Below are 12,022 nucleotides of genomic sequence, written 5' to 3'. Positions count from 1 at the left end.
TCGTCGGGCGGCAGGCGTGCAGCGCCGATGGTAGCCCAGCAGGGGGGCCGCAACGCGGCGCCGGTCAGCCTTTCTTCTTCTTGCCCAGCGCGATCACATCGAGCAGCTGCAACTGTTCGGTACTGGCCGGCAGGTCGCGTTCGAGCTTTTCGATTTCCTCGCGGAAATCGGCCACGTCGCCGAAGCTGCGGTAGACCGAGGCGAAGCGCACATAGGCGACATGGTCGAGTTTGCGCAGTTCGTTCATCACGAACTCGCCGATCTTGATCGAGGGGATTTCGCGTTCGCCGCAGATGCGCGCCTGCTGCATCACCGCGCGCACCGCCAGTTCGATCTCGTCTTCGGGCACCGGGCGCTTCTGCAGCGCGCGGTCGAAGCCACTGCGCAGCTTGCGCGCATCGAAGGCCTCGCGGCTGCCGTCGCTCTTGACGATCGCCGGCAATTTCAATTCGATGGTTTCCAGGGTACTGAAGCGTTCGTTGCAGGCCTCGCACTCGCGCCGACGCCGGATCGTCGCCCCGTCTTCAGAGACGCGCGAATCGATCACACGGGTATCGGCATGCTGGCAGAACGGACAGTACATGGAACGCCTTGCATCAGGAAAACGTCATGCCGTGGTCACGGCAGCGTCGCAACGGTACCTGAGAAGACCGGTGCATACAAATAGAGACGCCCGTCAGGCTCCGTGCGGCGGGGTGCGCCGCCAGCGCATCCACACCAGCTGCGCGCTGGGAACCAGCAGCAGCGGGCCGGCCACCAGGTAGACCAGGGCCTGCCAGTCGCCGTCCCACCACATCCTGCCGATCAGACCCATGACCGCCAGTGCGCCGGCTGCGCCCAGTGCGATACCGATCCATCCCAGCGGGCCGGTGCGGCGCAGGCCGTCGCAGCCGTGCCGCAGGTAGACCCCGCTCAGCCACAGCCAGCCCAGCAGGCCGCTGAGGCCCGACAGCCCCCAGGCCAGCAGCACCAGGCTTTCCACGGTGCCCATGTAGCTGTTGTTGGCGAAAAAGACATAGACCGCAACGGCCGCGAGGCTACCCCCGGCGGCCAGGGTCGGAATGCCCAGCAGCAGTGCCTGCGCGATATACAGGCGCCGCTGCCGGGCAAGCTGCATCACCCGTAGACCGGGTACTTGCGGCACTGCGCGCTGACCGCCTCGCGGACGCGGGCGATCACCGCCTCGTCGGCCGGGGCGTCGAGCACGTCGGCGATCCAGTTGGCCAGGTCCACGCAGTCCTGTTCCAGGTAACCGCGCGTGGTGACCGCCGGCGTGCCCAGGCGCAGGCCCGAGGTCACGAACGGCGAACGCGGGTCGTTGGGCACCGAGTTCTTGTTGACGGTGATATGGGCCTTGCCGAGCGCGGCTTCGGCATCCTTGCCCGAGACGTCCTTGCCGATCATGTCGACCAGCATCAGGTGGTTCTCGGTACCGCCGGACACGATCTTGTAGCCGCGCGCGATCAGCGTAGTCGCCATCGCCTGGGCATTCTTGACCACCTGCTGCTGGTAGGCCTTGAAGCCCGGCTCCAGGGCTTCCTTGAAGGCCACGGCCTTGGCGGCGATGACGTGCATCAGCGGGCCGCCCTGGATGCCCGGGAATACGATCGACTGCAGTTTCTTCTGCAGCTCTTCGCTGGCTCCCTTGGCGATGATGATGCCGCCGCGCGGACCGCGCAGGGTCTTGTGGGTGGTCGAGGTGACCACGTGGGCATGCGGCAGCGGGCTGGGGTAGACGCCGGCGGCGACCAGGCCGGCTACGTGCGCCATGTCCACGAACAGGAAGGCGCCAACCTTGTCGGCGATGGCGCGGAAGCGCGCCCAGTCCACGACCTGCGAATAGGCCGAGAAACCGGCCACGACCATCTTCGGCTTGTGTTCCAACGCCAGCCGTTCAACTTCGTCGTAATCGATCAGGCCGGCTTCGTCGACACCGTACTGGATGGCATTGAACAGCTTGCCCGAGGCATTGACCTTGGCCCCGTGGGTGAGGTGGCCGCCGTGCGCCAGCGACATGCCCAGGATGGTGTCGCCCGGCTGCAGCAGCGCGAAGTACACCGCCTGGTTGGCCTGCGAGCCGCTGTGCGGCTGCACGTTGGCGTAGTCGGCATCGAACAGTTGCTTGAGGCGGTCGATGGCCAGCTGCTCGGCGATGTCCACGTACTCGCAGCCACCGTAGTAACGCTTGCCCGGGTAGCCCTCGGCGTACTTGTTGGTCAGCTGGCTGCCCTGGGCTTCCATCACCGCCGGGCTGGTGTAGTTCTCGCTGGCGATCAGCTCGACGTGGTCTTCCTGGCGCTGGGTTTCGGCGGCGATGGCCTTGGCCAGTTCGGGATCGTAGGTTTCGATGCGGACGTCACGCGGGAACATCGGTTACTCCAGGCAGGCAGGGGGGTACAGCGCGAGCCTTGGATTGTAGTCCGCGGGGGCGGGGCTGACCAATTGCGCCGGCCCTGCCCGGCCGCGCCCGGGCCCGGACGCAGGACGGCGCCCCGCAGGGCGCCGTCGATGCCAGCCGGGTGATACCCGGGGGTCAGCGGTTGTTGATCACGTAGTCGGCGATGATGCCGGTGGCGATGGCCACCAGCAGCAGGTTGCCGCGGTCGTCGCGGATCCAGTGATGCCCGTAGGGCGGGCGGCGCACCGAGTAGCGGCTGTAGTCGTTGACCACGTAGACCGGGCCGCCGTAATACTCGCGGTAGCGGTGGCCGCGCGCCCAGCCATAGCCGTGGCCATGCCCGCCGCGGTAGACCACCCGCGGCGGCGGGGCCGGGCGGTAGTAGCCACGGTTGTCGTAATACCGGCGGTCGTGGTGGCTCTGGCGGCGATCGTCGCGCCATTCGCGGCGATCATGCCGGTCATGGCGGTCGTCGTGGCGGTCATGGCGGTCATGACGGTCATGACGGTCATGCCCGCGGCCACGGTCGTTGTCGGCGAAGGCCGGGGCGGCCATGCCCAGGGCCAGCAGCGAGGCCACGGTCCCGACCACAATTCGATTCATACGCATGATTGGCCTCGCTTGGTGGATTGATGGCTCCCATCATGCTGACGTCATCTGAACGGTTTCCAGCTGGAAACGGTTTCCCTTTCAAGGGCCTTGACGGCCTGTTCAGGCCCCGGCAAGCCCCGGCCGGGCGGGGGCCAACGGCGGCCGGCACCGCTTCCGGCTATAATCGGCGGTACCCCTTTTCATCCTGCCCCTGTTCCCATGGAACGGGGGCAGGGCTGCGTCTTCGGAGACCTCATGTCCTCGCAATACATCTACACCATGAACCGCGTCAGCAAGGTGGTCCCGCCCAAGCGGCAGATCATCAAGGACATTTCGCTGTCGTTCTTCCCGGGTGCCAAGATCGGCCTGCTGGGCCTGAACGGCTCGGGCAAGTCCACGGTGCTCAAGATCATGGCCGGCGTGGATACCGACTTCGAGGGCGAAGCCCGCCCGCAGGCCGGCATCAAGGTCGGCTACCTGGCCCAGGAACCGGAGCTGGACCCGACCAAGACCGTGCGCGAATCGGTCGAGGAAGGCGTGGGCGAGGTGCTGCAGGCCCAGGCCGCGCTGGACGCGGTGTACCTGGCCTATGCCGAGGAAGGCGCCGACTTCGACAAGCTGGCCAAGGAACAGGAGCGCCTGGAGGCGATCCTGGCCGCCGGCGACGCGCACACCCTGGAAAACCAGCTGGACGTGGCCGCCGATGCGCTGCGCCTGCCGCCGTGGGAAGCGGTGGTCGGCACCCTGTCCGGCGGCGAGAAGCGCCGCGTTGCGCTGTGCCGCCTGCTGCTGCAGAAGCCGGACATGCTGCTGCTCGATGAACCGACCAACCATCTGGACGCCGAGTCGGTGGAATGGCTGGAACAATTCCTGGCGCGCTACACCGGCACCGTGGTGGCCGTCACCCATGACCGTTACTTCCTGGACAACGCCGCCGAGTGGATCCTGGAACTGGACCGCGGCCGCGGCATTCCGTGGAAGGGCAACTACACCGACTGGCTGACCCAGAAGGACGACCGCCTGCGCCAGGAAGACAACCAGGAAAAGTCCCGCCAGAAGGCGATCCAGAAGGAACTGGAATGGTCGCGCCAGAACGCCAAGGGTGGCCGCACCAAGGGCAAGGCCCGTCTGGCCCGCCTGGAAGAGCTGCAGTCGGTGGATTACCAGAAGCGCAACGAAACCAATGAAATCTTCATCCCGCCGGGCGAGCGCCTGGGCAATGCGGTGATGGAGTTCAAGAATGTCTCCAAGAAGTTCGGTGATCGCCTGCTGTTCGACGACCTGAACTTCCTGGTGCCGGGCGGCGCGATCGTGGGCATCATCGGTCCCAACGGTGCCGGCAAGTCGACCCTGTTCAAGATGATCACGGGCCAGGAAAAGCCCGATACCGGCGAGATCGTGGTCGGCCCGACGGTCAAGCTGTCCTACGTGGACCAGAGCCGCGACGCGCTGGAAGGCAACCACAACGTCTTCCAGGAAATCGCCGGCGGCCTGGACATCCTCAACATCAACGGCGTGGAGATCCAGTCGCGCGCCTACATCGGCCGCTTCAACTTCAAGGGCCAGGACCAGCAGAAGCTGGTCGGCTCGCTGTCCGGTGGTGAGCGCGGCCGCCTGCACATGGCCAAGACCCTGCTGCAGGGTGGCAACGTGCTGCTGCTCGATGAACCGTCCAACGATCTGGACATCGAAACCCTGCGCGCGCTGGAAGATGCGCTGCTGGAGTTCCCGGGCAACACCTTCGTGATTTCGCATGACCGCTGGTTCCTGGATCGCATCGCCACCCACATCCTGGCGTTCGAAGGCAACTCGCACGTGGAGTTCTTCCAGGGCAACTACCGCGAGTACGAAGAGGACAAGCGCCGCCGCATGGGCGACGACGCCGCACCCAAGCGCCTGCGCTTCAAGGCGCTGAAGTAAGAAGGGAAAAACGGCTGCGCCCTGCGCGGCCGTTTTTTTTGATGTCCGATTCGATCAGCGAAGAGCAGCGCCTCATTGCTATGGGCTGGGGGAGGTGTCCGGGTACCCCCACTCCGGGACATCGTGTGGCGTGGCGGCAAGACCAGCCGCGCACGGCGCGGCTCTACGCGTTCTCCAGCCGAACCACACGATTCACCCGGGGGAGGCCGACAGGCAGCCCCCGGAGGGACGCTCCAAAACATGGATGTTTTGGCGCAGCCTACACGGACGTACTTGCGGCGTGTCCCGGAGCGGGGCTGCCTGTCGGCCTCCCCAGCACGTAGCGATCGAAACGCCGCCGCTCTCCTCTCCAGTGAATGGCCATTCCTTGGATACCTGCCATGAAATCGCTTGAACGCCTGTTCCAGCTGAAACAGCACGGCACCTCGGTGAGCACCGAGCTGCTGGCCGGGCTGACCACCTTCCTGACGATGTCCTACATCGTCTTCGTCAACCCGGACATCCTGGCCACCACCGGCATGGACCCCGACGCGGTATTCGTGGCCACCTGCCTGGCCGCGGCACTGGGATCGCTGGTGATGGCCTTCGCGGCCAACTTCCCGGTCGGCATGGCCCCGGGCATGGGCTTGAATGCGTTCTTCGCCTTCACCGTGGTCGGTGCCGCCGGATTGCCGTGGCAGCAGGCATTAGCGGCCGTGTTCATTTCCGGGCTGGTGTTCCTGGTCCTGTCGCTGACCGGCGTGCGCGCCTGGCTGGTGGCGGGTATTCCGGCCTCGCTGCGCGCGGCGATCGTGGCCGGCATCGGCCTGTTCCTGGCGATCATCGCGCTGCAGAAGTCCGGGGTGATCATCGCCAACACCGACACCCTGGTCGCACTCGGCCCGCTCGATACCGCCCCGCCGCTGCTGGCGCTGGCCGGCTTCCTGCTGATCGCCATCCTGGAAGCGCGCCGCGTGCGCGGTGCGATCCTGATCGGCATCCTGGCGGTCACCGCTGCGGCATGGCTGCTCGGCGATGTGGCCTACGTCGGTTTCATGTCGCTGCCGCCGAGCCTGGCGCCCACCTTCCTGCAGCTGGACCTGCCCGGCCTGCTGCACCACGACGGCGGCGCGCCGGTGGCGGTGCTGCTGCAGGTGGTGCTGGTGTTCGTGCTGGTGGAAGTATTCGACGCCACCGGCACCCTCTACGGCGTGGTCGGCCGTGCCGGCCTGCTCAAGCTGCCGGGCGCACCGAAGCGTTTCGGCCGGGCCCTGCTGGCCGACAGCACCGCGATCGTGGCCGGCTCGCTGCTGGGCACCAGCAGCACCACCGCGTTTGCCGAAAGCGCCTCGGGCGTGCAGGCCGGTGGCCGAACCGGACTGACCGCGCTGGTGGTGGCCGGCCTGTTCCTGGCCGCGCTGCTGTTCTCGCCGCTGGCCAAGATGGTCCCCGGCTATGCCACCGCGCCGGCCCTGCTGTTCGTGGCCGGGCTGATGCTGCGCGAACTGGTCGACGTGGAATGGAGCGATGTGACCGAATCGGTGCCGGCCGCGCTGTGTGCGTTGGCGATGCCGTTCACCTACTCCATCGCCAATGGCCTGGCCTTCGGCTTCATCGCCTACGCCGTGCTCAAGGCCGGCACCGGCCGCTGGCGCGAGGTGCATCCGGCGGTGTGGCTGGTGGCCGGGCTGTTCGTGCTGCGTTACGCGCTGGAATGACCGGGGAGTTGCGTGCCGACCAACGGCCGGCACCTACCGCTCGGGCGGCAGCTGGAACACCTGGCGCAGATAGGCTAGGTAACCGGGGTCGTCGCACATGCTCTTGCCGGGCGAATCACTGAGCTTGGCCACCGGCTGGCCGTTGCAGCGGACCATCTTGATCACGATGTTGAGCGGGGTCGGCCCCAGGTCGTTGGTGAGGTGCGTGCCCACCCCGAACGCCACCTGGCAGCGGCCGCGGAAATAGTCGAACAGCTGCATCACCTTTTCGATGTTCAAGCCATCGCTGAACACCAGTACCTTGCTGCGCGGGTCCACGCGGCGATCCTTGAAGTGGGCAAGCATGCGGTCGCCCCAGGCGAACGGGTCGCCCGAATCGTGGCGTACGCCATCGAACAGCTTGCAGAAATACATGTCGAAGTCGCGCAGGAACGCATCCAGCCCGACCACGTCGGACAGGGCGATGCCGAGATCGCCGCGGTACTCGCGCGCCCACGACTCCAGCGCGGCCACCTGCGAATCGCGCAGCCGCGGGCCCAGCGCCTGGAACGCCTGCAGGTACTCATGGGCCATGGTGCCGTGCGGGGTCATGCCGTACAGGCGGGCGAAATGCACGTTGCTGGTACCCACGAACTGCGCGCCCAGCGCATCGCGCAGCAGCGGCAGCATGCGCGCATGCCAGTGGCGCGAATAGCGGCGGCGGCTGCCGTAGTCGGCAATGCGGCACAGCTCGAAGCCGGGCGTATCGCGCAGCAGCGCGGTCTTGGCCTGCAGCCGGCGCTCGCCCTCGGCGAAATCGGCGGTGGTGGTGTTGCGGAACCAGACTTCGTTGATGATCGCCAGCAGCGGCACTTCGAACAGGATGGTGTGCAGCCACGGGCCGGTGATGTCCAGCTCGATCTCGCCGGGCACGCTGGCCGAGGGCCGCAGCTGGATGTACTTGCGGTCCAGGTGGAACAGGCCGAGGAAATCGGCGAAATCGGCTTTGACGAAACGCAGCCCGCGCATGTATTCCAGTTCGTCGGCGCTGAAGCGCAGCCGGCACAGGTGGTCGATTTCCTCGTTGATCTGGTCGATGTAGCGGGCCAGGTCGATGCCGGAGGTGCGGCACTTGAAACGGTACTGGACCTGGGCGCCGGGATGCTGGTGCAGCACCGCCTGCATCATGGTGAACTTGTACAGGTCGGTGTCGAGCAGGGACTGGATGATCATGGGGGATCCATGCGCGTGGGGGGTTGCGCAGTGGAAGTATGCGCCTGCGTGGAAGTACCCACCAACGGCGGGTACCTATCGGAATGGGTGGCAATTCAGGGTAGGTACCGACCGTTGGTCGATACCGGTGCCCGGCAACGGCCAGTGCCTGCCGGTACGCCTGCCGGCCAACGGTCGGCAGCTACCGCGCGCGCAGCAGTCGCGGTACCTGCACCAGCGCGTGCGCCCAGATCGCGGCCCACACCGCGCCCTGTACCGGCAGGCTGCGCTGGCCGGCCTCGAACTTGCGGAAGTAGCGCCACAGGCCGCGGTGCTTGTGCCATTCCACGAAGAACGGCCGCGAGCGGCTGGACACCCCGCGCACATGCACCACCTGCAGATCGTTGGCAATGGCCACCTGGCCACCGGCCTGGCGCACGCGCCGGCACAGGTCCAGGTCCTCGGCATGCAGGCGGTAGCCGGCATCCCAACCGCCGATGCGGTCGAACAACGCGCGCGGCATCAGCAGCAGCGCACCGGACAACGCCGGTACCGGCTGCAGCGCCTGGCCGGGGTCGGCCGGGATCGCCAGCCGCGCGCCCTGCCCGGGCGAACGCAGCATCGCGCCGAAATCCGGATCGCGGCGACGTACCGCGGCATCGGGCTGGCCCTGTTCGTCGACCTGCTCGACCCCCAGCAGGCAGTCGCCGATGGCGGCCGCGCGCTGGCATAGCTGGGCCAGCGTATCGCGCTCGACCAGCAGGTCCGGGTTGATGAAGGCCAACCACGGCGAATGGCTGTCGGCCACGCCCTGGTTGTTGGCGGCAGCGAAACCGGGGTTGTCCGGGTTGGCGATGAAGCGCACGCGCGGGTCGGCGCTGGCATGGCGCTGCACGATCTCCAGGGTGGCATCGGTGGAGCCGTTGTCGACCACGCGGATTTCCGCCACGCCCTCGGCGGCGCGCAACCGGGCCAGGCAGCCCTCCAGCGTGCTGGCACTCTGGTAGCTGACGATGATCGCGGCGATGGCTGGGCTCAAGCAGGTTGCTCCGGTGGGGCGGTGGCGGGCACGGCGAACAGATCGCCCTGCGACCGCGGCATTATCGCCTGCCGGTGCAACTGCTGCAGGGCCTCGCGCTGCTGCCGCAGCGGGTCGGCCATCAGGAACGCGGCCAGCCGCGGCTGCCAGCCCGGCCAGCGCGTGCCCAGCGCATCCAGGTCGCCCTCGTACGCCCGCGCCTCCTCGGCGCGGGCCACGAAGGCGGTTTCGCACAGCGCATTGCGCCAGCCCAGCCCGGCCATGCGCAGGCTGAGGTCGACCAGGGCGGCGTTCCACGAACCGTAGCTGTGCATGTCCAGCCCGCCGGCCTTGCGCCGCGCGTTGCCGCGCAGCAGCACCGCGTGGGCCACCGCCGAGGGCAGCTCGGGATGCTGCGGTGGCAGCGCGGCGCAGGCCTGGGCCAGCGCCGCCAGGTCGTCGGGCAGCGGGTTGATCTCGCCCAGCCGTGGCCAGGCGGCGGTCTCGCCGCTGTTGCACCAGGGCGTGGCCGAGCCGATCGAGGCATCGCGGGCAAAACAGGCCTCCAACTGCAGCAGCCAGCCCGGCGCGGGCACCGCATCGGGCGCCAGCACCACCACGTCGGCGCCGGCACAGGCGCGCAGCATTTCATCCAGGTGCGCGACCTCGCCGATGCCGCGCGCGCGCCGGGTGTACTCGGCACGCAACGGGGTCTGCGCCAGCCAGTGCTCGATCACCGCCTGCGCGCGCGGCCCGGCCTGGCCGTCATCGGCCAGCCACAGCGCGGTATCGGCGGGCGTGCCGGCATCGAGCGCACCCAGGCAACGGTCCAGGGCGCTGTCATCGACCCCGATCGGCAACAACACGATCGTCCCCATCAGTCCCCCTGTGCGCGGCGGTCGGGCGGCGGCCCGGTCCAGCCGGCCGCCGTTTGCCCGCAGCGTAGCAGGCGCGGCCGGCGTCGGGGCGACGCGCGGCGGCTCAACGCTTGCTCTTGCGTTCCGGGAACGGCTCCATCGCGCGGAAGCGGCTGCTGTACTCGTCAGTGAGGTCGCGCGATTCCTGGGCGTTGCGCACGATGGTCGGGGTCAGCAGCACGATCACTTCCGAGCGCCCGCTCTTCTGGGACTTGCTGCCGAACAGCGCACCCAGCACCGGAATCTTGCTCAGCCCGGGCACGCCATTGGAGCCACTCTCGGCGTTGTCGGTGATCAGCCCGGCCAGCATGATGGTGTCCCCGCTCTGCACCGCCGCCTCGGTGGAAATCTTGCGGGTGTTGATCGGCGGGTTGCAGGTGGTCTTGGTCGGGTCGCAGCCGGACGGGGTGGCGCCGGCCGAGCTGACTTCCTGCACGATATCCAGGAACACCACCCCGTCGCGGGTGATCCGCGGGCGTACCTTGAGGATCACGCCGGTGTCCAGGTACTGCACCTGGCTGTAGGTGTTGTCGCCGCCGGTGCCGGTGTTGACCGAGACCGAGTTGATCGGAATCTTGGTGCCCACGTTGAGGGTGGCTTCGGCGTTGTTGCGCACGAACAGCGACGGGGTCTGCAGCAGGCGCAGGTTGGTGATCTTGTCCAGCGCGCTGACCACCGCGGCGGCGTTCTTGCCCAGGAAGGTCCAGCCGACGCCGGTGCCGCCGACCGTGCCGGAAATGCTGCCCCAGATCGACCTGCCCAGCGCGCTGGGCAGGTCGATGCCGCTTTCGGTCTTGCCGGTGGTCACGGCCTGTTCGAAGAACCAGTTGACGCCGTAGCTGAGGTCGCCGGTCAGCGCCACTTCGGCCACCTGCGCCTCGATATGCACCTGCATCGGCATCACGTCGAGCTTCTCGATCACCTCGCGGATCGAGCGCCAGGCCTGTGGGGTGGAGCGCACCAGCAGGGTGTTGGTTTCCTCCACCGCCGACACGCCGACGGTATCGCCCTGCACTTCCAGGCTGAAGCTGGCGTTGCCGGACTGGCGCTGCGGCAGGTTCAAGGTGCCGTTGCCCAGCCCGCCGCTGCCACTGCCGCCGGTGCCGTTGTTGTTGAAGGAGGTGTTGTTGCGGTCGCCGCTGCCCAGGTCCATCTGCGAGCCGCCCGGGGCCAGCGCGCCGCTGCCACCGCCACTGCCGCGGCCGCCCCGGCTGTTTTCGTTGGCGAAGGCTTCGGCCAGGCGCTCGGCCAGGTCCTTGGCCTTGACGTAGCGCAGCTCATAGGAGAACAGGCGGGCGCTGCCGCCGGCGGTGTCGATACGTTCCAGCCATTGCTGGATCTGGTCCAGGTAGCGCACCTGCGGGGTGATCACCAGCACCGCGTTGGCGTTCTCCAGCGGCAGGAAACGGAACATGCCGGCGCTGGGGGTCTTGCTTTCTTCGCCGAACACCTTTTCCAGATCGGCGGCGACCTGCTCGGCCTTGCCGGTCTGGATCGGGAACACGCCCACCGACATCCCCGACAGCCAGTCCACGTCGAAGATCTCCACCGTGCGCAGGTAGTTCTCCAGTTCGGTGCGGGTACCGCCCAGGGTGATCACGTTGCGCCCGCTGTCGACGTTGACGATCGCGTTCGGGCGCGCATACGGCTCGAGCACCTTCTTCATCTCGGTGGCCGAGATGAACTGCAGCGGCACCACGCGCACCTCGAAACCGCGTGCGCTGGACGCCGGCGCGGTACTGGGGGCGACCGTACCGGCCAAAGCCTGGTCGGCGGCGACGATGTTGTAGCGCCCGCCGCTGTAGACCATGCGCGCGTTGTTCCAGCCCAGCACCATCTCCAGCAGGTTCAGCGCCTGCGCCGAGGACACCGGCTTGGGCGTGGCCAGGGTGACGGTGCCCTGCACGCCCGGGGCGATCACGTAGTTCTGTCCGAGCATGTCGCCCAGGATCGCCTTGACCACGGCATGCACCGACTCGCCTTCGAAGTTGAAGGTGGCCTGGCCGCTGCCGGCCTGGGACAGCGACGGGGCCGCCGCCGCGGCCGCGCTGCGGTTGATCATGGTGCCGCTGCCGCGCCGGATTACCGCCTGCGGGGCGCCGCTGTCGGCCAGCGGCTCGGCGGCAACGCCGTCATGCGAGCCGTCGCCGGCCACCACCTGGTGGCCGCCGTCCGATGCCGCGTTGCGGCGTACTTCCGGTGCCGGCACCGTGGCGCAGCCCACCAGCAGGGCCACGGCGAGTGACAGGCAGAAATGACGCGGGGAGAAAAGACGCAGTGTCATGCTTTG

The 12,022-nt window shown here is 67.8% G+C and carries 10 protein-coding genes; 2 read left to right on the top strand and 8 right to left on the bottom strand.

All coding sequences use genetic code 11. The annotated features are described in order from the left end of the window. Positions 1-64: 64 nt before the first annotated feature. The 4 genes from nrdR to AC3ITM_RS03190 form a co-directional block, all read right to left on the bottom strand. Positions 65-583 (bottom strand): transcriptional regulator NrdR, encoded by a 519-nt coding sequence (nrdR, locus tag AC3ITM_RS03205; RefSeq protein ID WP_228885661.1) that lies wholly within the window; start codon positions 581-583, stop codon positions 65-67. A gap of 93 nt (positions 584-676) precedes the next feature. Further along, positions 677-1,117, bottom strand: a complete 441-nt coding sequence (locus tag AC3ITM_RS03200; RefSeq protein ID WP_489268392.1) for a hypothetical protein — start codon at positions 1,115-1,117, stop codon at positions 677-679. Next, positions 1,117-2,370 (bottom strand): serine hydroxymethyltransferase, encoded by a 1,254-nt coding sequence (glyA, locus tag AC3ITM_RS03195; protein WP_489268391.1) that lies wholly within the window; start codon positions 2,368-2,370, stop codon positions 1,117-1,119. Before glyA ends, AC3ITM_RS03200 begins: the two co-directional genes overlap by 1 nt. Before the next feature lie 163 nt (positions 2,371-2,533). Continuing rightward, on the bottom strand, positions 2,534-3,007 hold the full coding sequence (locus AC3ITM_RS03190) for an RcnB family protein (protein ID WP_489268389.1): 474 nt from the start codon (positions 3,005-3,007) through the stop codon (positions 2,534-2,536). A 237-nt stretch (positions 3,008-3,244) separates the two neighbouring features. On the opposite strand from AC3ITM_RS03190, the gene ettA reads away from it, so the two are divergent. After that, complete coding sequence (gene ettA, locus AC3ITM_RS03185; RefSeq protein ID WP_176990420.1) at positions 3,245-4,909, top strand: energy-dependent translational throttle protein EttA; 1,665 nt, start codon at positions 3,245-3,247, stop codon at positions 4,907-4,909. 380 nt (positions 4,910-5,289) lie between these two features. Beyond that, a complete protein-coding gene (locus AC3ITM_RS03180) occupies positions 5,290-6,606 on the top strand; it encodes an NCS2 family permease (RefSeq protein ID WP_489268386.1) in 1,317 nt (438 codons plus the stop codon). 33 nt (positions 6,607-6,639) lie between these two features. Here AC3ITM_RS03180 and pncB read toward each other — a convergent pair whose 3' ends face one another. From pncB to gspD, 4 genes are all read right to left on the bottom strand, one after another. Continuing rightward, positions 6,640-7,818, bottom strand: a complete 1,179-nt coding sequence (gene pncB, locus AC3ITM_RS03175; protein WP_489268385.1) for a nicotinate phosphoribosyltransferase — start codon at positions 7,816-7,818, stop codon at positions 6,640-6,642. 181 nt (positions 7,819-7,999) lie between these two features. Further along, entirely contained in the window at positions 8,000-8,836 is an 837-nt protein-coding gene (locus AC3ITM_RS03170) for a glycosyltransferase family 2 protein (RefSeq protein WP_489268383.1), read from the bottom strand. Then, positions 8,833-9,693 carry a glycosyltransferase family 2 protein gene (locus tag AC3ITM_RS03165; protein ID WP_489268381.1) on the bottom strand — a complete coding sequence of 287 codons (861 nt, stop codon included), beginning with the start codon at positions 9,691-9,693 and terminating at the stop codon, positions 8,833-8,835. The genes AC3ITM_RS03170 and AC3ITM_RS03165 overlap by 4 nt, the downstream gene beginning before the upstream one ends. Before the next feature lie 103 nt (positions 9,694-9,796). Next, a complete protein-coding gene (gspD, locus tag AC3ITM_RS03160) occupies positions 9,797-12,016 on the bottom strand; it encodes a type II secretion system secretin GspD (protein ID WP_489268379.1) in 2,220 nt (739 codons plus the stop codon). Positions 12,017-12,022: the final 6 nt, after the last annotated feature.

The organism is Stenotrophomonas sp. KH_029 (assembly GCF_057839765.1).
The sequence above is the reverse complement of the archived record's forward strand: the minus strand, read 5'-3'. Positions and strand labels throughout refer to the sequence as shown.